A 26,558-nucleotide genomic window follows, 5' to 3' on the forward strand; every position below is an offset into this window, starting at 1 on the left:
TTGAATAAAAATTGTATTTTTTCTCTTATCCTTACACTACCGACTGGTTATATAATGCAAATACATCGCACAAATGAATGAAGAGGATTTATTTATGACTAGTACTGGCCAGACTGATATTATTTCATCCGATGGCTCTTCCCTTAAACTAATGAAGACTGTCGTTTGTCGTCCATTGATGTTCTTATTGTGTATTTCTTTACTTCATGCCTTTTATAAAATAAGCAGCTTTTATTTAAAAGACTTTTCATTGTTAAAAAGCGGACTAACTAATCTGGAGCTTTATGGTTACTGGGCAGGTTTAATGTGGGGTAGTTATTGGTTATTAAGTCGTACTTTAAATAAAAGTAACGAAGCATGGGCTAAAAGTACTTTGTTTTCCAGGCACTTATCGTTACGCATTTTATTTCCTTTTTTTTCTTCGATCATTAAAATTGTCTATTGGCTGATAGTAGCCAATCTTTTAGTTCAGTATGCGCCCCTCACTACACTGACGTCTTATTGCTTAAATAAAATAAGTTCTGTTTTAATCATTGCAGCGCTTTCGTGGATTATCATCAGGTTTGTGGATGTAGTCAGCCTATTATTACTTCATCATTATACTTCTATCGATAGCAAGAATAATACTACGCGAAAAATTCATACCCAAATACTGATTATCAAGCGCTTGATAACAGGGTTAATCTTTCTGTTAACACTGGGTGCAAGTTTAATGTTATTCGACAATGTACGTGCTCTCGGCGCAAGTGTTTTAACGACTGCCGGAATTGCCGGCTTGGTTATTACTTTTGCGGCACAGCGCTCTCTTGGAAGTGTATTTGCAGGCATCGAAATTGCTCTCACCCAACCTATTAAACTGGGTGATTTAATTTTAATTGAAAATGAATTGGGGACTGTCGAAGAAATAAATTTTAGAAGTGTTATCATTAAATTGTGGGACTTACGACGCTTAAGCGTACCGACCAGTTATTTTTTAGAAAAATCATTTCAAAATTGGAGTAAACAAGAAACCAACAATTTAATCGGTTCCATTTTTCTTTACGTTGATTTTACCCTCCCTCTTCCAAAACTCCGTAAAAAAGTGGAAGAAATATTAAAGTTTTCTCCTCTGTGGGATGGAAAAACAGGCAAAGTCCAGGTTTATGATCTTAAAGAACAGGTGATGCAATTAAGAATAGTAGCCAGCGCCAGAAACGCAGACGATTTGTCTGCTCTTAAATGTGAGATCAGAGAAAAAATTATCAGTTATATTGTCGATAATTACCCGCATGCTTTACCTATAACACGCACTATCAACATGCCGCTTATAGAAAATAGCACGATGGAAAAAAAACTCACCCAGGCGGAAGTGGAGGAATATGAAGTCACTAGATATTAAGAAAATGAGGAGTCAACGTATTCAACAAACGATAAGAATTTATGATTGAAAAAAATCCTGCCATTGTTTTATAAATTGTTGCATTTGGTCGTTCCAAAGTTCGCCTGTTTTTTTATAATCACTTAAATACGCATTGGTCTGTATAGACTTTTCCAGACCGGCAAACATTTTCTCCAGAACCTCTTTAAATGATTTATTCAGAGGATGATGAGCCAATATAATGAGATAACGCAGGGCATCGGGAGACAAAAATTGAGTAGCTCCACTTTCCATATCTACAAAAATCTGGAGTAAAGTCGCACTTGTAATATCCTTGCCACTAGTGGCATCTTCTACTCGAAAAGACAAATCATCAATAACATAACGCTGTAATTCTTCCACCGTTATGTACTGGCTTTTTTCTGTATCATATAACCGGCGGTTTTTATATTTTTTAATTAATCTCGTCATTTCACCCTGCAACCAAGCTCTTTTTATTAATAGAGGTTAAATTAATTAACCTCTGTCTTTAATACATATGCAAACCGCCGTTTATACTTAAATTCGAACCCGTAATATAACGACTTTTATCACTGATTAAAAACTCAATCGCCCAGGCAATTTCTTCAGGCTCCGCCAGACGTTTCGCCGGAATTGAGGCAATAATAGACTTTAAAATATCAGGACGGATACCCTGCATAAGCCGCGTATTGACATAACCGGGAGAAAGACTGTTTACGGTAATATTTTTTGTCATTAACTCTTGAGCAAGGCTCTTGGTAAATCCATAAACACCTGCTTTTGATGCTGCATAATTCGCTTGGGAAAATTGACCTTTCTGGGCATTTACCGAAGAAATATTCACAATTCGCCCACTTTCCTGATTACGCATGCAATCAACTACCTGTCTGGTCACATTAAACATGCCATCAAGATTGACTTGTAAAACAGTATCCCATTGCTCCTTGGTCATTTTATGAAACACAGCATCGCGTGTAACGCCGGCATTATTAATTAACGCGTCGACACGACCATATTCAGCAATAATTTGACCAATTACTTCTCCACATTGAGCAAAATTGGTGACATCCATATGGCGAAAAATTGCCTGGTGATAGCCTTGTTCATATAATTCCGACTGCCACAAATCGGCTCTATCATCGGACACCACGTCAAGCGCGATCACCTTACTATAAAGTGGTGCTAATTGTTTTACAATAGCTGTACCGATATCACCTGTACCCCCTGTGATTAAAGCAACTTTTTCTTTCTGCATTTTATTCCCTTATAAGCTATATGACGAGATCCCTACAAATTACATGTATTGACCACCATTTATATCCAAATTAGCCCCTGTAATAAAACCAGATTCGGGTGCTGCAAAAAAAGCAACCGCATCAGCAACTTCTTTGGGCGTTCCTAAACGTCTCACAGGAATATTGGCAATAATATTTTTCAATACGTCTTCTTTAACAGCAGCGAGCATAGGGGTTTCAATATAACCCGGCGAAATAGTGTTGACTGTAATACCTTTGCATGCAACTTCTTGTGCGAGACTTTTACTGAAACCAAACAGTGCAGCTTTTGTTGAAGCATAGTTGCATTGACCAAATTGCCCTTTACGCCCGTTAATAGAAGAAATACTGATAATACGCCCGTATTCTCTTTCGAGCATAAGAGGCAATATATTACGTGTTACATTAAATACCGACGTTAAATTCGCGTCCAGAACTTGTTGCCATTGGGACGAGGTCATTTTTTTCAGGCTAACATCTATGGTAATCCCGGCATTATTAACCAACACATCAATTCGCCCATATCGCTCCATAATTAAAGCGGCCAGTTTTTCGCAATCGGCAAAATGAGCAAGATCAGCGTAAAGAATATCAATATCATATCCCTTTTCTTTCTGGGTGTTTTGCCACTGCTTTGCTTCTTCGTGTTTCCCATCCTTGAAATAACAGGCAATAACCTGGTACTCCTCTGCCAACCGCTGACAAATGGCCGAACCAATGCCCCCCGTACCGCCAGTAACAACAGCCGTCCTTCGCTCCATAATACCTCCTTTTTAAAATGTAATTGGTAACTTCTACTTCAAAGCAAAAGCCTGCAAATGTCAATGTTAATCCTGAGGAAACAGGCTAAAAGCACAAAAGTAGAAAACGTGTAGAAAGAGGAAGTTCTTGCATAACCTGTAGATTTTGCTTTAGGGCAAGACACAAAGCGTTCGAGGAGCGGAGTTTATAGGTAGAGAACGCTTTGTAATGTGCAATAATGGAAAAGATGCAGGTTTATGCAAGAACTCTAATGACTGTACCTGATAAAAGTGCGGCTCACAGCGGTAGCTTATCGTATGAAAGTATAGTTATTTGGGTATACGTGAAGCGATAAACGCGTTATTTCTATTTGTCTCAAACCTCGTCATTAACGCATTGAGACAAATACAATAATAACTAATACCGCCACCACCTCCCTGGTTAGCGATAACCCTGCATCTTAACAGGCTTTGGTACATAGCCTTTCATTTGCTGTGCAAATTGCCACAGTACTTCCAGACCAGATTCCTCAGCTTGCTTACACCACTGTTGCAACGCCTCTATCAATTCCTTTTGTGAACTGGCTGTTTTTAGCCAAATGTTTTGCAATGATTGACGGTAATTATACACTACCCGCAATTGCTCCCGGCTTGCTAATAAAGCCTGTAAACGGGATCTGGCTCTTGGTGACAGCAGACTGTCCTGACGGCGCAGTAAACTTCCGGCTCGCTGGAACAAACGTCTATCCTCTTTATTTGCCGTACTCGAACGTTCATGCTTAAGAATGGGGCGTACTACACGTTTGTAATAATGAGACATAATTTGGAAGCGATTGCTGATCACTGCTTTAACTGTATCCAGATCGACATGCCGTTTTCCAGCGTCTCTTGCTAACTTAGGCGGTAACTTTTTAACTTTAGCTAAACCTAAAAAAGAAAGGCAACGAATATAAAACCAGCCTAGATCAAACTCCCACCATTTTACAGAAAATTTGGCTGATGAAGCGAAAGTATGGTGATTGTTATGCAATTCTTCCCCACCGATCCAAAAACCCCAAGGAATAATGTTAGTCGCCGCATCAGGACACTCAAAGTTTCTATACCCCCAATGGTGGCCAATTCCATTGATAACCCCCGCAGCATGCAAGGGTATCCACATCATCTGGATAGCCCAAATGGTTATACCCGGAAGACCAAAAAACAGAAGATCAATAAAAAGCATGAGCAGAATACCCTTTGAGGATAAACGAGTATACACGTTACGCTCTATCCAATCATTGGGTGTACCATGTGAGTATTTGGCAACCATGTCTTTGTCTTTAGCCGCATTCTGATAAAGTTCAGCGCCCTGCCAAAATACTTTTTTTAACCCCAGAACCTTCGGGCTGTGAGGATCTCCCTCTACATCCGTAGTTGCATGATGTTTACGGTGAATAGCAACCCATTCCGCAGTCACCATACCGGTAGTCAACCATAGCCAGAAACGAAAAAAATGGCTGACAATGGGATGCAGGGTCAAAGCACGGTGGGTCTGGTAACGATGCAAATAGATAGTAACAGCAGCAATAGTAATTTGAGTAAGTACAATCGTTGCCACCACATAACCCCACAACGACAGATTTAAAACACCATAAATCATAAGCTACTCCACATAGAATGAATCGATAGAGCATCTGGTTAACTCATTCAATTTAACCAAATCACCCCAATACGTTCTTTTATAATACCACAAATTGCACAATTAGCACTGCATCAATGCGCTTGTAACGGGTAATTTTACAACAAACGTCTTGTAATACCACCCTCGCAACGCTAAATTCAATAAGAAACCGTTAAAAAGAAAAATATATCCTTTCAAATAAGGTCATGAACATGAATGAAAAATTACAGAAATTTCTGGAAAATATACTCCCTTTTCTCATAATAGGAACTGCGATTGCTTTGATAACAGGGTTATTTATTATGCTTTCTTACGTCTTATTCTGGGGCTTGTTAATTGGTGCTGTGCTTTGGTTTTTTTCCTGGGTAAAAAGTTTTTTTGCCGTTAAAAATGATAATTCACCCACTCGAACCACCAAAGGACGAATTATTGAACATAGTGATAAAGATTAATGCCTGAATTACCTGAAGTAGAAACGACCCGTCGTGGTATTAGCCCTTTTTTGCTCGGACAAACGATTACTTCGGTGGTTGTAAGGCAACCGCGATTGCGTTATCCGGTTCATGCTCAATTAAACAGCTTGTGTAGCGGACAAACCATACACGCTGTCTCACGAAGAGCGAAATACTTGCTATTTGAGTTATCTCAGGGGTATTTACTCAATCATTTAGGAATGTCCGGTCATTTACGTCTGGTTAATTCTTCTTGTGCTGCCAAAAAACACGATCATGTTGAGCTGCTGTTAAGTAATAACTATATTCTCCGCTATAATGATCCGCGCCGCTTTGGTCTATGGCTTTATCTCGGGAGTGATCCGGAACAACATCCGCTTTTAGCTTATTTAGGCCCGGAACCCTTATCAGAAAATTTTAATGCTGAGTATCTGTTACATCGGGCGCAGCATAAAAAACAAAGTATCAAGTCGTTTATCATGAACAACGAAATTGTAGTAGGTGTTGGGAATATCTATGCAACAGAAAGTTTATTTTTAGCCGGGATTCACCCTCAAACGCCAGCGGGCTTTTTAAACCCGACCCAATGCAACCGCCTTGTGAACGCTATTCAACAAATCTTGCAACAGGCTATTGAGGCAGGTGGCACTACGTTACGTGATTTCTATGCCAGTGATGGCAAACCAGGGTATTTTTCTCATCAGTTACAAGTCTATGGCCGTAAAAACCTGCCTTGTTTTCACTGTGAAACATTAATCCGGACAATAACTATCAGCGGGCGAAATTCCACATTTTGTCCCGCTTGCCAATCCTGATTTAATACATGAGTCGGGTGAATAAAAAGTGGTATCAACACATTTTATCACCTTAAGCCACTCATAATTGACTCGAAATGAATCCATGTGAATAAATTATAACTTCTTTATGACACACTCTAACTATTTTATAGTACAATTAATTATTATAAATCAGCCTATACAGATGGCCTGATAAACATTTTGGCCTTTTACCCTATGAAAATAAGCAAACTTCGTACACTGTGGATCATGGCATTATCCATTTTATATACAGCTAATATTTGTAGCCGTTCCATAGTAAAACACTTCCTGGGTAAAACAACCCGCCCTTGGGTTGATGCAACAATTCAGCGTTGGGCAGAGCAAATACTTAATCTGGTGGGAGTGCAATGCAAGGTTGTTAATCCTCACCATGTAGCGCCTCAACCTGGTCAAGCAACAATCATTATGTGTAATCACAGCAGTCTCTACGATATCCCTATTAGCTTTAAAGCGTTTCCACACCACTCTGTGCGAATGCTGGCTAAAAAAGAATTATCCCGAATTCCTATTATGGGGAAAGGAATGACTCGTGCCGAATTTCCTTTTATTGATCGCAAAAATAGACATCAGGCAATAAAGGAATTGGCTGCTGTGCGGAAACTGTTACAAAGCGGTATTGTGATGTGGATAGCCCCTGAAGGAACCCGTTCTAAAGATGGTAAACTGGCTTCTTTTAAAAAAGGCGCTTTTATCACAGCCATTGAAGCCAAGGCAATGATTATTCCTATCGGTATTCGTGGAGCTTATAATATTTTACCCGCACGCACCACGCAATTTAACATTAATCAAATTGCTGAAGTTCATATTGGAAAACCTGTTGATGCTTCCCAATATAATTATGAAAATCGTGATAAGTTGGTTACTTTGGTGCATCAAACTATAAAACACCTGCTCGAAGAATAAACCGCACTTAAGATCGACTAACGTACTGATTAAATCGCTTGGTACCAGATAAAGATTAAATCAACAAGAACCCTGTAATTAATGACTAAAACCATACCCTCCCGGATTTAGAGTAACAGCACCTGCCAAACCAATATGCCTTGGGTCAGAAGCGGCCGTAATCACGTTATTCTTCTTGTCCCAGGTGATTGCCTGCATATCGCCATAATATTGCTTCAACATCATTAGTTTATAACCCATGGATTTTAACTGGGCCTGCAAAGCAGGCGAGAATGTTTCTGGTTCAACCTGTAGCCAATCCGGTAAATATTGATGATGAAAGCGCATGGCTGAAACCATGGTAATTGCGCCTGTATAATTACTAAAAGCAAGAGAAGCCAATAAGACCATCGTAGGAATGCGACTTCCTCCAGGCGTGCCCACAATAGCAAGGCGTTCTGGCATTTCAAGAAAAGTAGGAGTCATACTGGACAATGGTCTTTTACCGGGTTCAATCGTGTTTTTATCACTACCCACAATTCCATAGACATTTCGCTCCCCAGGTTTGGTGGAAAAATCATCCATTTCATCATTCAGTAAAACGCCCGTCCCGCCAGCCACCACACTGGAACCAAAAATAAAATTAACCGTCATTGTGGCAGAAACACGGTTTCCTTCACTATCCAAAACTGCAATATGGGTTGTATTGCCGCCTTCTTTTTGCGTTGGGTCTCCTTGTAATGCGCTGCTGGGTAATGCTTTATTGGCAGGGATTAGCTGGCGTAGATAGTTGGCATTATCGGCAGATACCAATTGCTCCACAGGAATACTCACAAAATCCGGATCAGCTAATGATTGGGAACGCTGCCAAAATGCAAGCCGCATTGACTCCACGACATAATGGACCCATTGCGCTTTAGTCAATGATTGCAATGGATAATCCGCCAAAATATTTAACATGGTTAACAACCCCACTCCTCCGGCTGAAGGAGGAGGTGCGGTAATAATTAACATATTATGAAACGCACCTTGCAAAGGTTCGCGTACCTTAATTTGATAGTGGGCAAGATCGTCCATAGTCCAGATACCCCCTGCCGCTCTCACTCCTTTTACCAAACGCTCCGCTATTTCTCCTCGATAAAAACCATCATGTCCTTTCTCGGCTAATAATCTTAACGTATTCGCCAGATCAGGTTGGCGTAAGCGCTCCCCAACCTGATAAACTGTCCCCTCATGCAGAAAAACTGCCGCAGTGTCAGGGAAACGTTGCAGCATCTGTAATCGATCACCCATCGTAGAAAAATAATTAAATTGTTCATCAACAATAAAACCCTCTTCAGCGAGACGAATAGCGGGAGCTAAAGATTGTGACAAAGGCAGACGACCGTAATGCGTTGCGATATAAACCAGAGCCGCCGGCTCACCAGGGATTGCCGCAGCTAATCCTCCATTTAACGATAAACCGGGGACAGGATTACCATTATTATCGAGGAACATGGTTTTATAAGCAGCGAGAGGCGCTGTTTCCCGTCCATCAATAAAACTATTTTTTTTATCTTTTTCCCGGTGTAACAACCAAAAACCACCGCCCCCTAATCCTGAATGATAGGGCGCAACAACAGCAAGTGTTGCACCAATAGCGACTGCCGCATCAAATGCATTCCCTCCTGCCGCTAAAATTTCAAGACCGGCATTCGTTGCCAGGGGGTGGGCAGTAGCGACTGCATAACTATTCGGTTTATCGATAGTCTGAATATTTTCGATGAAATGCGTATTTAACAAAGAAACAAGTGCTAGAAAAAAACCTGAGACACTCATACATTTTGCTCCTTATGTTGCTGCAAGGCACGCACCACCACGGGAGGAACAAATTGCGACACATCCCCACCCAACGAAGCAATTTCACGAACCAGGGTGGACGAAATAAACATTAAATGTTCGGCAGGAGTTAAAAAAACGGTTTCTACTTCTCTGGATAATTTCCGATTCATCCCGGCCAATTGAAATTCATATTCAAAATCATTGGCACGCAAACCGCGCAGAATGACACCTGCTTTATGCTCAAGAACAAAATCGATTAACAAAGTATTAAAACCTGCCACTGAAACACCCGGTAAGTGGCCTACTGCTTTGTTGATTAATTCGATACGTGTTGTCAAAGGCAAGTAAGGTCTTTTAGCATCATTGCCAGCTACAGCAACGATAACATGAGAAAATAATTTGGAAGCTCGCGTGATAATGTCCACATGCCCATTAGTAACAGGATCAAATGTCCCTGGATAAACTGCTTTATGTTTCATAATAACAAGCTTTAATTGCAAGTTTTTGCAGTCTAGCGTATTGTGAATAGAAAAACTATTCTGTAACGATATCACTTAAGTGGCCCGCGTTTTATTTACTACTCAACATGGGCTATTTTTATAAATTAAATAAAACACTCGCAATGACAGCTTATCGACCGCTTTGAAAAATAGATAAAATAAATTCACTATAAATATTTAATTGACAAGGATGAACTGGAGAATCGCAATGACTGCTATAAAATATTTAGGACTTGTTTTTTTTCTTTTACTCTCGGCCTGTGCAACAAAACCTCCTATTCCTGAGAACTCAGTCAACCTGGCACCTCCTGCAAAATCCTCTGTAGACACTCAAACATCAGCGCGTGATCGACCCACATCCTTTGCTGCTAAAACTTTATCGTCTGCTGAATCAGTTTCTGGAAACGATAAAACCTCAAAGAAAACGTTATCATCCCAGGAAACTTCTCTAAAGGAAAGCAAGCGTGCGCCCCTTTCTTCCACAGCTTCCAAAATATCGTCCTGGGAAATTTCAGGAGCCATGGCTGCTCGCAGTAAAGGTAAAGGCTGGAGTGCCTCCCTTAACTGGCTCCAACGAGGTCCTGGCCAATACCAAATCCGTTTGTCTGGTCCTTTGGGTAGCGGTACCTTACTTATCAGTAAAACGGGGCGATCAGTGACTCTGCGCGATGGTCCGAAGACAGTAACCTCTTCTGATGCCTCAAGTTTGTTAAAGCAGCAAACAGGCATAAGCCTTCCCGTTAATAATCTTTATTATTGGGCTAGAGGCATAGCAGCGCCGGGGGCTGTTCAAGGTGAAAAACGCGATCAAGCGGGACGTTTAATTGGTTTAAGGCAAGCAGGCTATACCATTCAATATTTACAATATACAGCCGCTGGCAATGCGATACTTCCAAGCCACATTCGATTACAAGGCAATGGCGTTTTCATCAAACTGATTATTAGACAATGGCGAGTTTAGTCTTTTCTTTCCAAAGCTAAAATTTTACATCCTGTGTCGTGAGTTATACACGGCATAAAAAGATGTACCAACATTCATTATAAACCCGGCTTTTCAATTTTATACGTTGAGAAGCCCTGGAAAAATCCAGTCTGATCGATTGAATAACTTCGCTTAAGGGTTTAGGTAATTTATCCGTAAGTATTTGAAGGGCAATAATCGCTCCTTGTCTCTCATCAACAAGGTACCTTTTTATGATTTCCCCGCTGTATGTAATATGTTCCTCAACATCTTGCTCTGTGAGACACCAAACCATTCTTACCTGTCAAAAAACACATTAAAAGACCAATCAGGCTATATATTTATCCTATTCAACAAATTCACATTACTTTTTTTACTTTTTGAAAAGTTAAGTGCCAGATTCGAGGAAGAACTCTATTAATAAAAACAATTACCCTGATAAATTTTACAAAATTTAATACCATATTCGTTGACAACACTTTAAATTCTTTGCAAAATACGCAGCACACTGCAGCAATGCACAAGATATACACGGACGAATAAAGAAGAATCTACAACATATTGGGGTGTCGCCAAGCGGTAAGGCACAGGGTTTTGATCCCTGCATACCTAGGTTCGAATCCTAGCACCCCAGCCACAACCTTGTTGATTCAAGTAAACAGACGGCAGAAGATAACCGGGAAGGATGCGTTCACCGGATCGCTTAAATAATAATTATATCTTTCTGGCTGTCTTCTGCTATGTGTTTAAGTTACCTGATTAACTCAATCGAAGGCTTTTTACACATGTCGACAATGATGATCTTTACCGGCAATGCTAATCCAGAGCTGGCACTTAAAATAGCTTCTCACTTGCAAATTCCCATTGGCCAGGCCACTGTGGGTACTTTTAGCGATGGCGAAACCATGGTTGAAATTCTGGAAAATGTTCGGGGCCGCGATGTATTCGTAGTGCAATCAACCTGCGCGCCAGCTAATGACAACCTGATGGAGCTGCTGATTATGGCCGATGCACTAAGACGCTCCTCCGCGGGACGAATTACAGCGGTAGTCCCTTATTTTGGTTATGCACGTCAAGATCGTCGTGTCCGCTCCGCGCGAGTCCCCATCACAGCAAAAGTCATTGCTGACATGATGGCCTCTGTTGGCATATGTCGTGTCCTTACGGTGGATCTGCATGCCGATCAAATTCAGGGCTTTTTTTATATGCCCGTCGATAATGTCTATTCAACGCCTGTTTTGCTTGAAGACATCAGGCAACAGAATCTTCCTAATCTCATGGTAATATCGCCTGATGTAGGAGGTGTTGTTCGCGCAAGAGCTATGGCAAAACTCCTTAACGATGCAGAGCTATCCATCATTGATAAGCGGCGCAGTGGGCCTAATCGCTCAGAAGTCATGCATATTATTGGTGAACCCGCAGGCAGACACTGTCTTATTATCGATGATATTGTTGATACGGCAGGTACTTTATGCTCTGCCGCCTATCAGCTAAAGTGCAATGGCGCAACCAGTGTACGTGCCTATGTGACTCATCCCGTCCTTTCAGGCCCGGCTGTAGAGAATATTAAGCATTCTTCACTGGACGAGGTAGTGGTCACTGATACTATTCCTTTGATTGAAGCAGCCAAACACTGTGAGAAGATAAGAGTGGTCAGTCTGGCTGACATGCTTGCTCAGGCAATTAAGCGAGTAAATGTTGAAGAATCCGTAAGCTCTATGTTTACAGAATAAGAAAACAGACCTATCAAACTATTTTAAAAAAAACTACATAGCAGCTCATCTTTCCATTGAGCTGCTATTTCATCTCATAAAGATTATGGTAAGTGTTCACACGGGCATGACCTAAAAATAATTGAAAAGGTGTTTAACAATAACCAAAAAATGAGAGGATCACTTAGCGCCTGCGTGGGAAAGACATTGACGTTATATACTTCTTAATTACCTATTCCGTGACACCTACAGATAATGAGTTTCAAAATACGTCAGTAGCCGGGGTAATTGTTCAATAGTACCCACTTATGTTCCACCATAACTTAATCAATCAATTCCGGCTCCCACAGACAAGCCGTGAGAAGCAAGTAATAAAATTTGGCCTTAAGTTTTACTTGACACTTGCAACTTGTCCACAGCAGGAAGAGGCTGATTTTGTGCCACAATCTCTGGGTATCATGGGCAAGCCACTGTTGTACGTAGGCATCATTTTTATTTAGCCAGACCGTGATTGACTTTTGCGCGGACGAAAAGAGATGGAATAATAATATCCGTGTTTGTTTTACTTAACTACTATAGGCTATTTTTATTTTGAGGATATTCAACTTTATTATCTTGTTGAAAATTATCGAGTGGTTCTTCTACTTTTACATGCGTTATCGTGCCATCCAAATTTTTATACGTTACCCATAAGAATTCTTTAGGAGGTATAAACTCGGTTCCTTTACTCTTGGCTCTGTAAAAAAAAGCTTTCGTCATCGCTTAATCTCAGTTATTTAATGAATAAAAATTAATCAAAAAAGGTGGTAAGTGTTCACGGGATATTCAAATTTTCTCTTCCAGACTTTGTTCCATGACTCGTCTTTCCCGCGCAGCGGGAATCAATCCGTAAAATTAGCACCATGTCTAATTTGTAGATAGTTTCCCGCCTGCGCGGGAAAGACATTGACGTTATATACTTCTTAACTACCTATTCCGTGAACACTTACAAAAGGCGAACTTCTATTAACATAAGAAAAGCTTGCAAGCTTCCTTGTGTTAATAGAAAATTCTGACTTATTATGGTTAAGTCCTTCTCTTAGTCGCGAGTACCTACGTATTTGTCATCAAAATAACGACGTAACTTCGTTCTTAACGTACCGCGGCTAATACCAAGCATGATTGCTGCACGAGACTGATTGTATTTACAATGCTCCATAACAGCGCGAAATAAAGGTGTTTCTATTTCCTCAAGAACAAACTGGTACAGGTCAACAGGATCAGTTCCCTTCAGCTCGGTAAAATATTTCTGCACTGATTGAGTCACACTCTCTGCCAGTGATGCAGTTGTATCCCCAGCTTCATTGCTGATTGTTGTCATTCTTTTTAACTCCTCCTTAAAAAGCAACATATTACCCAATTGAGCAATTCCTGACAAGTCCAGACTTCGAAAAATTGACTTAAAATCAGAAAATTACTGAAGTGAACCAGACAACGGCGCTGGTTCACACCATAGATTAATTATTGCCTGTTAAAATTTAGCATTGCAGGACTAAATGGCTTACCGTTCACTGTTAACTGGCCTTGATTAAGACTCATTTCAACCACGTAGTCACTTCCCTGAAGTGATAGAATACCAGATTCTACCATAGAGGCTAACTGCTTATCAGCTTCTGTGGCTGCCTGTTGCATCACTTCGGCAACATTAACCACCGCTGTGGTTGGGGCTGAATTAACAGTTGCTCCAGAAACAACAGCCTGATTAGTCTGCTGCTGTTGCATTTGCTGGACAATGCCCTGTTGAATAGTCTGTGGCGGTGGAGGGGCCAGCAGCTTCTGTTTGATTGATTCAGTAAGTACATTTTTCACAACCGAAGCAGGGACTTTCAATTTACCATTGCCTTGAATCTTTTGCAGTAATTCAAAAGGATTACCTACATCGGCTTTAGGTAATGAAATCAGTAAATTGCCTTCAATAGTTCCTTCAGGTAAAACAACATTGACCTCAGGAACTTCAAATTCAGCGCCTTTGCTAAATAATTTAGGTAATTCAGGCAACATTGTCAGAAGTGCCTGCTGGCGTTCAGCATCTGTTCCCTGTTGAAGTTGATTGACCTGCTCATTAATTTTAACAAGAACGGCTGCGTCCAGATTGCGAATAGCAACTTCCAGATGACCAGGACCATAAGTCTTATCATTAGTAAGCAGTTTTTCCAGCGATGTTTTAAAATGGGAACTGAACAAACCTTCTTCAATATTGGTATCCGATTGAATATCAAATTGACCAAGCTCGAACAGTTTTTTATCGCCACTCATCACTGTGAGAGAAGGAAAAGACAGGCTGGCGTCACCAAGATATAAACCATATTCATTTTTTCTATGCAGATTGTATTCACTGGTCACCATCGACATGGTTGTCTTTAATGGCTCCTTTACAAACGTTAAACCATCAATAGTTATATTTCCATTTATTTTATTCAGGTTTGAAGAAATAGTGGTCGAAGAAGTCAGGCCTAACCAGTTGAATTCACTCCCGCCTTGTTTGGCAAGTATCTTAAAGGCCGGAACAGTTGCATCAACATTTGTATTATTAAGATAACTGACAAACATGCTCAGATCCAGTTTTGGCTGAGTTGAATCAGGAGAAAAAAACTGATTAAACTGCTCAGACCATCTGGGGGGCAGAGGTACGTGAGTATAAGCATAGCCTAGTCCGAATTTAATACTTTTATCGGCAAAAATTATTGGACCGTGATAAATTTTAACCGGCATCCGCAATTGATGATCTTGAGCGGGAACCGTTACTCCAGTTGAAGAAACAGTGTGCTCAGGTATATGTAAACGCCAGTTAAGTATGGCATCGGAAGTCAACCACCCTCGTTGGTATTGCTCTACACTGGCACTAATGCCATTCGATTGATTAACGATATTGAGGTTCTCTCTTACTTTTTTCTCAGTGAGATACCCCATACCGAAATACGCGCAGAGGACCAGGGCGGCTACCACACCCACCAATCCCATGAATTTTTTCATTATTATCTCCGTGTTAGTGTTCAATCAATGGCGTCAACTTAAGGCCAATTTTCATTACCTGCGCCTTAGAGCTTGTCTGTGGAACGCAGGCATTTCTTCTTAAGTTGATACCATCGAGTGTTCAGTCTTCCCAACCAGACAAGATCCTGCCTGGTTGAGGAGGCACCGCAGTAATTAAAACATGAGACGCCCTAACTAGCAAAGAAAATACAAAAAATGAGAGTGATAAAACGCTTACCGCATTTTTCGTACAGGCTTACAATACGTTTCTCGTACAAAAAAAGCGAGAATTAAAGCGACCAGGGAGCATAGCGGTAAAATGCGCAACCCTGCCTGAAAATCGGATAATAATAACGTTTCCACATTATAGGCGCGTGCCTCGGACACTAAATCCACTAAATAACCAACCAGAGGCTGCATCGATGCACCCACAAAAATAGAAATCATATTGGTAAAGGCAATAGACGTTCCTACAACCTTGCTTTCGTGTATTTCTGTTGAAACAGCATAAGCAAGAGCCACGCCTGTGTTAGTTATGCCGAAAATAAAAAATAGAATGTAGGCCGTTGTCTTATCCATATGCGGATAAAATACAAAACAAGAAACCAGTACAAACCCACACAAGGCCGAAAGAATCATTAAAGGCTTGCGACGACCCATCCTGTCAGATAACCAGCCGGATAGAGGCCCTCCGATAACCCAACCAATGAAAATCAGACCTGTAGCGAACGCAGCGGTATGAGCCGTCAAACCGCGGCCATATTGCAAATAAGCAGGCCCTATTGCTTCACCAATCACGGCGGTAGGGGCATATAAAAAACCTGCGTATAAGGCATTCAACCATGTTTGAGGATGCGAAAGAATGATACGCAAACTGGCGAAGATACCAAGCCGGGATTCATACTTAAACTCCTGCTGCCTGGAACGCGGACTATCTTGTATAAATTGATATAAAAGACCGGCGAGAGCAATAAACAGAAACGCAATGATCAACATGCTATGACGCCAGCCCGCATTATCAACCAAAAAAGAGACAGGAGCTTGTCCAGCGGCAGCTCCCAGCATGCCTAAAGCCTGAGTCAATCCGGCAAGCAATCCCAACATGGCAGGAGGAAACCAGGATGTAGCCAACCGCAAAGCACTCACAAAAGCAAAAGCAGCACTGAAGCCAATGAACATCCGTCCTACTGACGCCATTACCAGACCATCTGCCAGACCAAACACACCACAACCCAAGGCAGTAATCAGCGACATCACTGTCAAAATAGCTCGGATGCTCAGCCTGTCGACTGAAAGACCTACCGGAACCTGCATTAGAATATAAGGTATGTAAAACGAGGCTGTCAGAATACCAAAACCAGCCTCATTAATACCAAAAGCAAGTTGTAAACTATGATGCATCACACCGGGCGCTACCCTTGCAAGGTAATCGGAAAAATAAAACGCCGCAGCTAACCCCCAAACAACCCATGCGAAGCCTATCTGGCTAATACGACCTGTTTTTTCACTTTGAGACATTGCTATCATATTATTATTCACTACTCAGCACCATTTTCCATCCTGAATGAGCCAAAAAGCTCATCGCTCAAGTATCTGACAAAATAATTATTGTTCAATAAAATAACAAACCAGATTACATTATACTGTTGATGATTATTATTTCAACATACTGCCTATCTTGAAAATTGTTTATTCTATTTGTGATAACTCTACTCGATCAGTAAGCAACTTTGAAGTAAATCAGTTATAATTCCCTAATTTTGCAGCTAGCTTATAGTAAAAAGCTGTTTCTGCATAGGTAAGGGATAAAGATGAATGCTCTTGAATCAGCAATAAAAAGCGCTCTGGACTCGGCAGGCAACAATAAAGAAGCCAATAAAGCCTATCTTGAATTTATTAAAGCAAACTTCATAATACCTGTTAACAAACAGTCTGCCGCCGAACAACCTGAAGTATTATATCTGGAAGAAAATGGCACCTGTTTTTTGCCGGTTTTTACTAACATGTCTTATTTTAACCACTGGGTCAATGAAATCAGCGATGCTGTGCAAATTCTTCGTTTATCAGGCGTTGATTTATTAAAAGGGATCGGCGAACAAGTTACAGTTTGCCTTAACCTGGGAAGTGAGATTTATAAAGAATTTAATCCTGCTGAATTAGCTCGAATGAAAAGTATGGTTTTAAAGATATTTAAATAAAGCACTGAAAAAAACAGTCAGGCTGATTCAAAAGGAAAATCAGCCGATTAATTATTTTTCAAGCCAGACTCCATTATGTTCAAGGTTATTAAGCTACCAGTTCCAAAACCTGATATCCAACCACTGCTGTAGCGGCGATTGCCCCAGTAATCTTCAACACATTCGCAAAAAAATTATTGCTGATAAATCGCTCTATTAAATGATAACTTTGATCGTTAGCTGCTTCATTTTTGATTGGGGGTAGTGCAGCAGGCGATTGAAGTTCAAAAAGCGGTTTTTCGCCGTAAAATCCATCCCACCAGCCTTCCATCCATTGCTCATACTCCTGCGTACCCGGGGGATAGGGGTTTTCCTCTTCCTCTACTTCGGCTAAAGCGCTTTCGTAGCCATAAGCATAGCATTCTTCAATCCCTGGATGGTCAATATTAAAACGCAATTTAATATGGGGTAACAACGTTGTTGTATCATTCATGTCAGTATCCTCTTGTTAGCGCCTTAAAATATAACGTTTAACTTTTACAAAGCATTTATCCTGCCATAAATACTTCGTTATAATCATTCTACGACTATAAAATTAATAATTAATCAAAGTGATTATTTTTTACTATTTCTTGACAAATAGTTTGCGGATGTTGCGATGAGGATGGTTAGTGGTTTATCGGCGATGGTATAAAACAAGAAAAGTAGATATATACTGTCAATGCCCCGAAATCAGGGCGCCAGGCGACAGTAAACCCAGTGTCCTCTTTTTTTATAATAAAGAATTCGATCATGGAGACGATTATCACGCCCTTGCCAAAACTCTATTTCTTCAGGCATAAGCATATATCCTCCCCAGTGTTTCGGTCGCACAACAGGTTGCTGATGCTGTTCGGCTAAAAGTTTATTAAAGGAATTTTCCAACTCTGTCCGGCCGGCAATTTGCCGGCTTTGCGGCGAAGCAATCGCTGATAGCTGGCTAGTGACTGGCCTTGATGCAAAATATTCATCCGATTGTATTTTTGGTAGCCGTTTAATACGTCCTCGAATACGTACCTGACGAGCCATTTGAGACCAATAAAAATTTAATGCGGCGTAGGGTATTTGACGCAATTGCAACGATTTCGTGCTTTGATAATTCGTGTAAAAAACAAAAGCATCTTCCTCTACTCCTTTAAGTAATACGACACGGGAATCAGGGCGTCCCCTTTCATCGACAGTTGAAAGCACCATGGCCGTTGGGTCGCTTTTTTCCGCCTGCAATACCTCTTCGAACCATAACTTGAATTGAGTGATTGGGCTAGCCTCAATAGTCTCTTCGTTTAAACTTAATTCTCCATAATCTCGTCTTATATCAGCTAACGTTTTCCAGTCGCTCATCTACAACCTCAAAGAATATAATACTCTTGTAACATATTATCGTGAACTCAATTCCAAAGCACAAGATTGGTAACCTTAAGTCAAGGTAATATTTTTTTACAGAGAACACTTATTACAAAATAAGCACTAAACGATTAAATAAAAATTCCCTTTTGGAGAAAGAGCCGGAAGCTTCTGAATCGATATGAAATTAATGATTTATCCGGATACTTACTACTTACAATAATCATTCTATACTATTTGCATATTCATTTACTCAAATAACAACAATGATAATGGAACGCTATTTAAAAATTCTGGATTCTTTTAAAAAACATCAGATTTCAAACGTTTTGCGCACCATTAGACACCAGTTAATTAATGCGATTGAAAGCCCCTATTTTAATGCGCAACTTAAGGCTTATTTTCCAGGTATAAGCCTGGAGAGAAAACCTTTTACCGACTTTATGGATGAACCCGCCCAAATTATACGGATAAAAATTCTGCTTAACACCCTTTACCATGCGGAATTGGCTTGCAAGGATCTGGAAACAGTTGATTTGCGGCGAGGAAACAGAGTAAAAGATCTTTGGACGCTTTACTTTCACACACTCGATCACAGCACCCAAGCCAACGCTCTTCTGTTTAAGGCAGGTATGGGCATCCTTACTTTTTTTGGAACCGATATAAAACCATTACTCGGCCTCTTAACCCAATTTAACCGCATTACCCAAGATAGCATAAACAATAGCCTCCTGCTTAACAGGGAACCGTCCCAACATTCTTTTGCCTACAAAGCCGGCTTGGCAACAGGCATTACCATCAACCAGTTGAAAATCAATCATGATGAATTTAATTGTAGTTTTTTAATCCAATTCAGCACTATTCTGCCCGACTATTTACAACAAGCCACACACTATATTCAACAATATACCGAGCTTTCAACCATTAAATCTGCTCTTAATAAAGAAAAACTCGCTATTTTACAATATGAAACGTGCCGGCTATTAAATTCCCTGGAAAGCCTGCGAGGCAATACTCTTTTTTTATCGGCCAGAATAATCTACTACCTGGATCTGCTTCGCCACATTATTTTTCTTTCCATAAGCACCCTGGAACAAGTGGAAAAAATGAATGAAACCTCCCAGGAACTTGTCTGTGACAAATTAGCCCAATTAAAATACGGTTGGTTAGTAAAACTATTCAGTTTAACCGATTATATTGAAAATGAAGCCCTGTTAGCACCAGGTACCCTCTCTAAACCGCTTATGGAGGCTATTAAGCCGTTTTATCACCAGCTGATTAGTTATTTGTCAAATATTATTGATTTCTCGAACAAAGGACAGGAGCTTAAAATTATTGACGATAGTGATTTTCTTGCCTTACGTTTTAATGAAACACGACAAAGAATCAATAATGCCCAGCAACAATTGGAACGTATTAATAAAACAAAACGAGCTATTGATACTTTTTTTGCTATTCTGACTCAACCCGAACATATCAATGCTTATTTGATCAGTTGTTCGGCGGAAATCAAACAAAATCTCCTTAAACAATACAAATTATTTGAACCCTGTTTGGAATCTATTAACTCTGACTTAAATCAAACTATCTGGCGCGCCTTAAATGAGGAAAGCCACTGGACATTTACAACAATAAATCCATGGCACTGGTTTCCAACGTCAGCTGAAAAACTTACCAATAAAAACCTGGTAAAATCTTTATATAATCAACTGGAAAATTTGCTAGAAAAAAATGCAAAAACACAACAGTGTTATATCACGCTGAATGAAACGCTTATCCAATCAGCCTATTTGCAAGCTAATCTGGTAGCGCCCCCCAATTACGACGCTTTAACCACTGGTGGGCAAAGCGACAGCGAAAAGTATTTTGAGCCAGCCATAAAAATCGCTCAAAATGATACGCCTCCAAGCGCCAACACGCGAGGCCAATCCTTCAACTATTCACAAATCTTAATGGCCTTTAAATCTTACCTTTTACAATTAAAGGGTCTGTTTAATCAAACAATCAATCATGAATTGGAAATGGCTCAAACAATCGGCCTGCCTTTTCCCGAACTAGAGGATACGGATAAATTACTCACACAAAGTAAACAGGTTTTAGCTTTAAAACGGATTTTTAATTCTCTCTATTACCTTGAACAGCTTGAGAAAGAATTAACCCATTTAACAACTGGCAAACTCTATTATTATCATTTTCTTGAGGCTTGTTCTCATCTTAATGAAATTATTAATTTAACTTTAGCATTATATGAAGATCCCTACCTGTCCCTTTTAGCCAAAAATTTAATAGAAAAAGTTCAGGATATTAATCAATTACTAAAACAACAAAGTGAAAATTACATAGAGAATCATCATGCCGTGATAACCGAAGAAAATCTGAGTATCAAATACAACTGTCTTTGGTATACGCTCAATGCATTTACACTAATTCCCGAACATATCGGCGCTATTTCAAGACAAACACCGTTGTCTGCCAGAGACCTATCCCTTATTCAGGCAAATACTAAACGTGTTGTATTAAAAATAGAAAATATTATTGCAAATGCAGATTCTCATTTTAAACTGCTATTAAAAACACCGATCATGTTTAGCCTGTATCAGGAACTCAGAATAAAAATCAATCAATTTACCACCACATCTTATAACATGATACTTACCCGGTTAGAGGAAATTAATACCGATCTGTTTACCCGGATTCTGATAGAAACGGACACATGGGAAGATAAATTGTGCTTAAAACCGGGTAAGTTAACCGATCCGATGAAAAGTATTCTTGACGAGTTTTATAATGGCTTAATTGCTCCGCTAAACCTTGCTCCGCAACAACTATTAAAGCTGGCAAACCATTGTTTACCCATAGAGCAACGAATAATGGCTGTAAAGAAAATCAGGGAAAAAATTAAGCATGAGAAAAGGGAATACGAAGCGGCGAGTCTTATTCTTCAGCAATTAAAAGATTGTATTAAACACTTTACTCATTTTACGACAACCATTCCCAGTACATTCCCAATACATTTAGTTAAAATAAAATTAATAGATCATTATAAAAAAGCACTTCCTCTATTCGAAAAAGAACAGTCTCTTTTTCTTTCTCTTCTTGAAAACATTGATTCAACCTCTTCAGATATTGATGAATTACTTAATACTGAAGTAGAAAAAGAAGGTAAGCCTCCCAGAAACCATATTGTTGCCTTATGCGACCTGGCTTTTAATTATTACCAGGGTTTGATTAATACCTGTCGTTTGAATGAAGAAACTGCCAATGAAAAAATGAATTATTTGGAAGCATTGAAAACAATGCAAGAATCCGCTCATAAAAAAGCTATCAACAATTTTATTAAAAAAATTTTTGCAGAACAACTCAAACATCTTTCTAATCAAAATAAACCCTTGTTACATTACATGAATCAAGACTATTCCAAACAGAAAACCGCTCACTTACAAAATCATTATTCTGCGATTCTGGCACTAGCCCAATCATCCGATAATCTTGTCAAAACAGTTCGGGAGCAACTACTTCTGGCAATAAAACGATTTGATCAATCTTGTTTGAAAGACTATTTTCACCTTGACGGCGTTATGGCTGTGTTGTCTCAATTCAAATTATATATTCGCAACGTAAAAAATGGTTCCGATTACAATTCATCCCTCTTTGAAAGTGCAACCACGTTGAATAACAAAGCTATATTAATTAACGAATTAGAAACAATCGCTTTAAACTCAAATCTGTCTGTAAAAATGCGATTACAAATGATGCAAAAGAAAGTAGATAACGATCAATTCAAAGCTATCCTTCTCGACTGTGCACGCCCTGAACCATTTACCTTGGCCTGGCTAAACTATTGGCTTTATTTTCTTCTGAAATTGCTTCATATTTATACCCCCTCACCTGTTCAATATTATGATCAATTAAAGGATGCGTTAAATAATAAAAAAGAGACGGCACAGCGAAACCCTTTCAAATTTTTCAATAACCCCCTATCTTCTTCTCCGTTTACCCATATTGGACCTTCTGAACCCACTACCAGCATTTTTAACATTCCGGCTCAAAAATAACTGCTCTAATAACGATACGAAGCTAAAGTATTGTATAGTACTAAACGTTTTCCTATAATCGTACCTTCTTTTTCAATAAGTTGTTAATTATGAAGAAATTCATTGGGGTTGTATTGGCCAGCCTTTTTGCTATTCACGCCCAGGCCAGGACAAGTTTTGTCTGTGGCTATAAAGACTACTTTCATCTCAATAATAAGATTCATCCGGCCATTCACATTGTCTCTGCCACCACAGATCAGGATGTTTACCTGCATGTAATTAGTTCACGCAGTTTTGAAATGAAGGATACAGAACATTGTAAAAACGGTTACGCTCATGTTACCGTTGCCTACGATAACTATAGTTGGTGTGTATTGGATATCAAGGACGGTCCTTATATGATGCATCCGGTTATCCATGCTTCTTGCTATGGAATGCAGTATAAGGGGATTAGTTATGACGGGTTTAATAGCTATTCCTATACGATTAATCTTGATTAAATGAAAATTTTTTAAGCTTATTTTATGCATCAAAAATCCATTTTGATTACTGGCTGTTCTTCTGGCATTGGTCATGATGCAGCACTTGCCTTGACACGACGTGGACATCAGGTTATCGCCTCTTGCCGCAGCGAGGAAGACGTTAACAAACTTATTGGGCAAGGTATCGATGCGGTACGTATGGATGTTAATGACGAACAATCGGTTGCTTCTGCTTTTGCAGAGGTGATGACCAAAACATCTGGCCAGCTCGATGTGCTGATCAACAATGCAGGGTATGGACAAGCTGGCGCGCTTGAAGACCTCTCACGAGATATCTTACGCCGTCAGTTTGAAACCAATGTATTTGGCCTTATGGATCTCACGCGGCTGGCAATCCCGGTAATGCGTCGTCAGGGACAGGGGCGCATTATCAATCTCAGTTCGTTGTTAGGTCTCATTAGCTTGCCATTTCGCGGAGCTTATAACGCGTCAAAATATGCCGTGGAGGGTTTATCAGATACGTTACGTCTTGAATTGAAAGCTTCCGGGATTGATGTCATTTGTATCGAACCCGGGCCAATTACCAGCCGTTTCAGAGATAATAGCATTGCTCAGGCCCTGGAACACATTGACAAAGAGCACAGCCATTTTCAGCAGCAATACCAACAAATGATCACTAGCTTTCGAACCAAAAAAGAGGAGTCGATATTTACACAAGGTACTGATGCTGTAATTGTCAAATTGATTCATGCCATTGAAGCTAAACGACCAAAAGCTAAATACCCGGTTACCTTCCCTGCCCATCTTTTTGTCGTCCTCAAACGTATCCTCAGTACAAAAATGCTTGATCGTTTACTCGGCATTATATCTAAAAAAGAATTACGCTCCAGTTAATAAAAAGCTCTCCCGGAAGCAAACAATGTCATCCAATCAAAATAAGGATTAGATGACATCGAAAACCCGCGCTGTTTGTTTTCGACCGTAAAACAGATCAGACTCGTTTGAACGTGAGGTTCAATTGAATTATAAAAAATAGCTGTTAAACATTGATTGACATGCCCCATTAATGACCAATATGATTTTATATAAACACATATTGTGATAGAATGTTTTTTTTGATCAGACTTTATCGAGTGCAATATGCCCATAGAAAATGCTTCTATTTATTCTGTAAAATATCCTGAGGGATTTAACCAAGCTCATTACGCCGCTCTGTCAGAAAATCCCGAGGCACTGGATAAGATACGAAGCCATACTCCAGATTTATTGGAGCAACAAGATAAAGGGGGACTTACCATTGCTCATTATACCGCCTTATCAGAAAATCCCGAAGCGAAACTGGATTGGATACAAATCCATTTTCCACATTTATTGGAACAACAAAATAAAGAGGGCTTCACCTTTGCTCATTTTGCTATCTTCTCAGTAAATCCCCCGGTACTGAATTGGATAAAAACCCGCGTCCCCTATTTTTTGGAACAAATATTGGAACCAAAAGATAAAGATAAGCCCACCATTGCTCATTGCATCGCCTTACGCTCATCACACCTCCCCCTCCAGGCGCTGGATTTGGTACAAACCCATGCTCCACATTTATTGGAGCAAAAAATCAAAGGGGGTATCACCATCGCCCATTGTGCCGCTTCTTCAGGAAATCCCGCAGCACTGAATTGGATAAACACCCACGCACCACATTTATTGGGACAAAAAGATAACAATGATAATACCATTGTCCATCATGCTGGCTTATCAGGAAATCCTGCCTGCTTTAATTATGCCTTGCGATGTACTTCCACTCCTGATTCTTTTTCTTTAAAATTAAAGAACGACATGGATACAAGAATACAACTTAAAATATTAAACTGTATTAATAAAGCGCTGGATACTAATTTCACTTTAAAGACCATTCTATCTCTCCCTACACAGTCAAACAATGAGCAGATAACAGCACAAACACAGGAAATAGAACAAAAACTATTACGCAATCAAGCTATTTCACCAACAATGGAAAGCTTTTTTGCCTTCTTAATAGGATATCCACAAATAATGGCTAACAAACAGGCTCCATTGCCACCTGAAATTTTAAAAATCATTTTAGAACAATGCCTCCCTGCTAAAACACCTCCCAATAAGGTTAATCAACTATTAGATAAAGCTTATAACCGGAAAGAAACCGTTCTAATTAATCGAGTCACAACGGAAATAACGCGTTTACAAAAAAGAAATCCAATTATAAACTTCCTTATTGCTCTAGGGATATTGGAATCAGCTGATGATAAGATCAGATGTTTAACAATACTACAGGAAAGTCTTACCGAGTTAGACAATCCATCAATGCCCACTTCAACACCAATTGATAAATCATTAGAAACAACTTTTAATACTTGGATGCAAGAAAATAAAACCACTATGGAAGCACAACGCAATTGTCTGCATACTTTTTTTAACTCTCAACATAAACCTAAATCGGGTGTTTTTTTGGAAAAAATGAAAACAGAGATAACGTTTAGATAACGTATTGATTTTTTTCAACAGCATACAAGCCACAGAACGTAGACTCACGGTAAACGCATCTAATTGGCCCAATCACTTTATAGGAATTTGAAAGAAATGAGGGATGAGCGTGGTCTTAATTGGATCATACCACTGAAGATAGAGTGGTTTCACATAAATTTTTATCATTTTATACAAAAAAATTGCATCATGAGTTATATATGTATAAAATGATAAATATAATATCAAATTTTATTAAAGGTAATATCATGAGAATTAGAAACTTCGATTCAGAGGATTTTAATCAGTTTCGTGAGGACATATCAGATTTAAAGGAACAGGCTACGAAATTGCAAGCAGAGATTACTGAACTGGTGAACACTTGGCGTGCATTTGAGCAGTCGAATCGCCCTAGTAAACCTATGTCGATGCAAGAGGCAGATGACATTGCAGCAAGCTATAGCAGTAAAAGTATTTATCCAGACTATAAGACATATAAAACTATAAAAAGACACTATGAAGAAGAGTATCAAGTTTATTTAACCAAGAGAAAAGAAAAACACATTCCCGATTTGGAGAAAAAGATAGAAACTCTTCAACAAGAAAATTTCGATATTGAAACTACGATAGGAATAATGCAAAAATAAAGCTACTTTTATCTCAAACAATAGGTGCTAAAGAGATTGATTTTGTCAAGAGTGACTGGGAAGAAAAAGAAGGGACAATTCGGCTAAAAGAAGATGTCAAAAAGCAACTTA

At 39.6% G+C, this 26,558-nt stretch carries 24 protein-coding genes and 1 tRNA gene; 13 read left to right on the forward strand and 12 right to left on the reverse strand.

Annotated features, from left to right (window positions below):
* Positions 1–94: 94 nt before the first annotated feature.
* Complete coding sequence (locus tag T345_RS13495) at positions 95–1,378, forward strand: mechanosensitive ion channel family protein (protein ID WP_051555122.1); 1,284 nt, start codon at positions 95–97, stop codon at positions 1,376–1,378.
* A 39-nt stretch (positions 1,379–1,417) separates the two neighbouring features.
* Here the strand turns inward: T345_RS13495 and T345_RS0103905 are convergent, their stop codons facing one another.
* The 4 genes from T345_RS0103905 to T345_RS0103920 form a co-directional block, all read right to left on the reverse strand.
* Entirely contained in the window at positions 1,418–1,828 is a 411-nt protein-coding gene (locus T345_RS0103905) for a polyhydroxyalkanoate synthesis regulator DNA-binding domain-containing protein (protein ID WP_028388188.1), read from the reverse strand.
* Positions 1,829–1,886: 58 nt separating this feature from the next.
* Positions 1,887–2,633: an acetoacetyl-CoA reductase gene (phbB, locus tag T345_RS0103910; RefSeq protein WP_028388189.1), complete on the reverse strand. Its 747-nt coding sequence runs from the start codon at positions 2,631–2,633 to the stop codon at positions 1,887–1,889.
* A gap of 39 nt (positions 2,634–2,672) precedes the next feature.
* Positions 2,673–3,413: an acetoacetyl-CoA reductase gene (phbB, locus tag T345_RS0103915; RefSeq protein ID WP_028388190.1), complete on the reverse strand. Its 741-nt coding sequence runs from the start codon at positions 3,411–3,413 to the stop codon at positions 2,673–2,675.
* 421 nt (positions 3,414–3,834) lie between these two features.
* Positions 3,835–5,031, reverse strand: a complete 1,197-nt coding sequence (locus tag T345_RS0103920) for a DesA family fatty acid desaturase (protein WP_028388191.1) — start codon at positions 5,029–5,031, stop codon at positions 3,835–3,837.
* A gap of 233 nt (positions 5,032–5,264) precedes the next feature.
* Here T345_RS0103920 and T345_RS0103925 point away from each other — a divergent pair, with 233 nt between their 5' ends.
* The 3 genes from T345_RS0103925 to T345_RS0103935 all read left to right on the forward strand — a co-directional run bounded on the left by T345_RS0103925 (position 5,265) and on the right by T345_RS0103935 (position 7,246).
* Complete coding sequence (locus T345_RS0103925) at positions 5,265–5,504, forward strand: hypothetical protein (RefSeq protein ID WP_028388192.1); 240 nt, start codon at positions 5,265–5,267, stop codon at positions 5,502–5,504.
* Positions 5,504–6,319, forward strand: a complete 816-nt coding sequence (gene mutM / locus T345_RS0103930) for a bifunctional DNA-formamidopyrimidine glycosylase/DNA-(apurinic or apyrimidinic site) lyase (RefSeq protein WP_028388193.1) — start codon at positions 5,504–5,506, stop codon at positions 6,317–6,319. Before T345_RS0103925 ends, mutM begins: the two co-directional genes overlap by 1 nt.
* 198 nt (positions 6,320–6,517) lie before the next feature.
* A complete protein-coding gene (locus T345_RS0103935) occupies positions 6,518–7,246 on the forward strand; it encodes a lysophospholipid acyltransferase family protein (protein ID WP_028388194.1) in 729 nt (242 codons plus the stop codon).
* 78 nt (positions 7,247–7,324) lie between these two features.
* Here T345_RS0103935 and ggt read toward each other — a convergent pair whose 3' ends face one another.
* Both ggt and coaD read right to left on the reverse strand, forming a co-directional pair.
* Positions 7,325–9,043 (reverse strand): gamma-glutamyltransferase, encoded by a 1,719-nt coding sequence (gene ggt, locus T345_RS0103940; RefSeq protein ID WP_028388195.1) that lies wholly within the window; start codon positions 9,041–9,043, stop codon positions 7,325–7,327.
* Positions 9,040–9,525 carry a pantetheine-phosphate adenylyltransferase gene (coaD, locus tag T345_RS0103945; protein ID WP_131777721.1) on the reverse strand — a complete coding sequence of 162 codons (486 nt, stop codon included), beginning with the start codon at positions 9,523–9,525 and terminating at the stop codon, positions 9,040–9,042. Before coaD ends, ggt begins: the two co-directional genes overlap by 4 nt.
* 229 nt (positions 9,526–9,754) lie before the next feature.
* On the opposite strand from coaD, the gene lolB reads away from it, so the two are divergent.
* The 3 genes from lolB (at position 9,755) to T345_RS0103965 (ending at position 12,240) form a co-directional block, all read left to right on the forward strand.
* The gene (gene lolB / locus T345_RS14735; protein ID WP_028388197.1) at positions 9,755–10,507 is read left to right on the forward strand and encodes a lipoprotein insertase outer membrane protein LolB; all 753 of its coding nucleotides are present in this window, start codon (positions 9,755–9,757) and stop codon (positions 10,505–10,507) included.
* A gap of 562 nt (positions 10,508–11,069) precedes the next feature.
* Positions 11,070–11,144, forward strand: a tRNA-Gln gene (locus T345_RS0103960).
* A 148-nt stretch (positions 11,145–11,292) separates the two neighbouring features.
* The gene (locus T345_RS0103965) at positions 11,293–12,240 is read left to right on the forward strand and encodes a ribose-phosphate pyrophosphokinase (RefSeq protein WP_028388199.1); all 948 of its coding nucleotides are present in this window, start codon (positions 11,293–11,295) and stop codon (positions 12,238–12,240) included.
* A 552-nt stretch (positions 12,241–12,792) separates the two neighbouring features.
* On the opposite strand, the gene T345_RS15565 is transcribed toward T345_RS0103965, so the two are convergent.
* The 4 genes from T345_RS15565 to T345_RS0103985 form a co-directional block, all read right to left on the reverse strand.
* Complete coding sequence (locus T345_RS15565) at positions 12,793–12,978, reverse strand: hypothetical protein (protein ID WP_028388200.1); 186 nt, start codon at positions 12,976–12,978, stop codon at positions 12,793–12,795.
* Positions 12,979–13,297: 319 nt separating this feature from the next.
* The gene (locus T345_RS0103975; RefSeq protein WP_028388201.1) at positions 13,298–13,579 is read right to left on the reverse strand and encodes a helix-turn-helix domain-containing protein; all 282 of its coding nucleotides are present in this window, start codon (positions 13,577–13,579) and stop codon (positions 13,298–13,300) included.
* Positions 13,580–13,719: 140 nt separating this feature from the next.
* A complete protein-coding gene (locus T345_RS0103980; protein ID WP_028388202.1) occupies positions 13,720–15,231 on the reverse strand; it encodes a YdgA family protein in 1,512 nt (503 codons plus the stop codon).
* A gap of 234 nt (positions 15,232–15,465) precedes the next feature.
* Positions 15,466–16,749 (reverse strand): MFS transporter, encoded by a 1,284-nt coding sequence (locus T345_RS0103985; RefSeq protein ID WP_131777722.1) that lies wholly within the window; start codon positions 16,747–16,749, stop codon positions 15,466–15,468.
* A 293-nt stretch (positions 16,750–17,042) separates the two neighbouring features.
* On the opposite strand from T345_RS0103985, the gene T345_RS0103990 reads away from it, so the two are divergent.
* Entirely contained in the window at positions 17,043–17,429 is a 387-nt protein-coding gene (locus T345_RS0103990; RefSeq protein WP_028388204.1) for an SseB family protein, read from the forward strand.
* Positions 17,430–17,517: 88 nt separating this feature from the next.
* Here the strand turns inward: T345_RS0103990 and T345_RS0103995 are convergent, their stop codons facing one another.
* Together T345_RS0103995 and pdxH are read right to left on the reverse strand one after the other, a co-directional pair.
* Positions 17,518–17,901 (reverse strand): hypothetical protein, encoded by a 384-nt coding sequence (locus tag T345_RS0103995; RefSeq protein ID WP_028388205.1) that lies wholly within the window; start codon positions 17,899–17,901, stop codon positions 17,518–17,520.
* A gap of 239 nt (positions 17,902–18,140) precedes the next feature.
* Complete coding sequence (gene pdxH / locus T345_RS0104000; RefSeq protein ID WP_028388206.1) at positions 18,141–18,788, reverse strand: pyridoxamine 5'-phosphate oxidase; 648 nt, start codon at positions 18,786–18,788, stop codon at positions 18,141–18,143.
* Positions 18,789–19,063: 275 nt separating this feature from the next.
* Between pdxH and T345_RS0104005 the strand changes: the two genes are divergently transcribed.
* The 5 genes from T345_RS0104005 (at position 19,064) to T345_RS0104030 (ending at position 26,447) form a co-directional block, all read left to right on the forward strand.
* Positions 19,064–22,846: a hypothetical protein gene (locus T345_RS0104005; protein ID WP_028388207.1), complete on the forward strand. Its 3,783-nt coding sequence runs from the start codon at positions 19,064–19,066 to the stop codon at positions 22,844–22,846.
* 89 nt (positions 22,847–22,935) lie between these two features.
* On the forward strand, positions 22,936–23,325 hold the full coding sequence (locus tag T345_RS0104010; RefSeq protein ID WP_028388208.1) for a hypothetical protein: 390 nt from the start codon (positions 22,936–22,938) through the stop codon (positions 23,323–23,325).
* Positions 23,326–23,349: 24 nt separating this feature from the next.
* On the forward strand, positions 23,350–24,201 hold the full coding sequence (locus T345_RS0104015) for an SDR family NAD(P)-dependent oxidoreductase (RefSeq protein WP_028388209.1): 852 nt from the start codon (positions 23,350–23,352) through the stop codon (positions 24,199–24,201).
* A gap of 246 nt (positions 24,202–24,447) precedes the next feature.
* Positions 24,448–25,821 (forward strand): hypothetical protein, encoded by a 1,374-nt coding sequence (locus T345_RS0104025; RefSeq protein ID WP_028388211.1) that lies wholly within the window; start codon positions 24,448–24,450, stop codon positions 25,819–25,821.
* 200 nt (positions 25,822–26,021) lie between these two features.
* Positions 26,022–26,447 (forward strand): hypothetical protein, encoded by a 426-nt coding sequence (locus T345_RS0104030; RefSeq protein WP_028388212.1) that lies wholly within the window; start codon positions 26,022–26,024, stop codon positions 26,445–26,447.
* Positions 26,448–26,558 lie beyond the last annotated feature (111 nt).

The sequence above is a fragment of the Legionella fairfieldensis ATCC 49588 genome, from assembly GCF_000621525.1.
Classification (GTDB): domain Bacteria; phylum Pseudomonadota; class Gammaproteobacteria; order Legionellales; family Legionellaceae; genus Tatlockia; species Tatlockia fairfieldensis.

Excerpts from the sequence above, each read along its gene's own strand:
- phbB (WP_028388189.1), bottom strand. The coding sequence starts at position 2,633 with ATGCAGAAAGAAAAAGTTGCTTTAATCACAGGGGGTACAGGTGATATC.
- T345_RS0103965 (WP_028388199.1), top strand. The coding sequence starts at position 11,293 with ATGTCGACAATGATGATCTTTACCGGCAATGCTAATCCAGAGCTGGCA.
- T345_RS0104005 (WP_028388207.1), top strand. The coding sequence starts at position 19,064 with ATGGAACGCTATTTAAAAATTCTGGATTCTTTTAAAAAACATCAGATT.
- lolB (WP_028388197.1), top strand. The coding sequence starts at position 9,755 with ATGACTGCTATAAAATATTTAGGACTTGTTTTTTTTCTTTTACTCTCG.
- mutM (WP_028388193.1), top strand. The coding sequence starts at position 5,504 with ATGCCTGAATTACCTGAAGTAGAAACGACCCGTCGTGGTATTAGCCCT.
- T345_RS0103990 (WP_028388204.1), top strand. The coding sequence starts at position 17,043 with ATGAATGCTCTTGAATCAGCAATAAAAAGCGCTCTGGACTCGGCAGGC.
- ggt (WP_028388195.1), bottom strand. The coding sequence starts at position 9,043 with ATGAGTGTCTCAGGTTTTTTTCTAGCACTTGTTTCTTTGTTAAATACG.
- T345_RS0103985 (WP_131777722.1), bottom strand. The coding sequence starts at position 16,749 with ATGTCTCAAAGTGAAAAAACAGGTCGTATTAGCCAGATAGGCTTCGCA.
- T345_RS0103905 (WP_028388188.1), bottom strand. The coding sequence starts at position 1,828 with ATGACGAGATTAATTAAAAAATATAAAAACCGCCGGTTATATGATACA.
- pdxH (WP_028388206.1), bottom strand. The coding sequence starts at position 18,788 with ATGAGCGACTGGAAAACGTTAGCTGATATAAGACGAGATTATGGAGAA.
- T345_RS0103980 (WP_028388202.1), bottom strand. The coding sequence starts at position 15,231 with ATGAAAAAATTCATGGGATTGGTGGGTGTGGTAGCCGCCCTGGTCCTC.
- phbB (WP_028388190.1), bottom strand. The coding sequence starts at position 3,413 with ATGGAGCGAAGGACGGCTGTTGTTACTGGCGGTACGGGGGGCATTGGT.
- T345_RS15565 (WP_028388200.1), bottom strand. The coding sequence starts at position 12,978 with ATGACGAAAGCTTTTTTTTACAGAGCCAAGAGTAAAGGAACCGAGTTT.
- T345_RS13495 (WP_051555122.1), top strand. The coding sequence starts at position 95 with ATGACTAGTACTGGCCAGACTGATATTATTTCATCCGATGGCTCTTCC.
- T345_RS0103925 (WP_028388192.1), top strand. The coding sequence starts at position 5,265 with ATGAATGAAAAATTACAGAAATTTCTGGAAAATATACTCCCTTTTCTC.
- coaD (WP_131777721.1), bottom strand. The coding sequence starts at position 9,525 with ATGAAACATAAAGCAGTTTATCCAGGGACATTTGATCCTGTTACTAAT.
- T345_RS0103995 (WP_028388205.1), bottom strand. The coding sequence starts at position 17,901 with ATGAATGATACAACAACGTTGTTACCCCATATTAAATTGCGTTTTAAT.
- T345_RS0103920 (WP_028388191.1), bottom strand. The coding sequence starts at position 5,031 with ATGATTTATGGTGTTTTAAATCTGTCGTTGTGGGGTTATGTGGTGGCA.
- T345_RS0104030 (WP_028388212.1), top strand. The coding sequence starts at position 26,022 with ATGTATAAAATGATAAATATAATATCAAATTTTATTAAAGGTAATATC.
- T345_RS0104010 (WP_028388208.1), top strand. The coding sequence starts at position 22,936 with ATGAAGAAATTCATTGGGGTTGTATTGGCCAGCCTTTTTGCTATTCAC.
- T345_RS0104025 (WP_028388211.1), top strand. The coding sequence starts at position 24,448 with ATGCCCATAGAAAATGCTTCTATTTATTCTGTAAAATATCCTGAGGGA.
- T345_RS0104015 (WP_028388209.1), top strand. The coding sequence starts at position 23,350 with ATGCATCAAAAATCCATTTTGATTACTGGCTGTTCTTCTGGCATTGGT.
- T345_RS0103935 (WP_028388194.1), top strand. The coding sequence starts at position 6,518 with ATGAAAATAAGCAAACTTCGTACACTGTGGATCATGGCATTATCCATT.
- T345_RS0103975 (WP_028388201.1), bottom strand. The coding sequence starts at position 13,579 with ATGACAACAATCAGCAATGAAGCTGGGGATACAACTGCATCACTGGCA.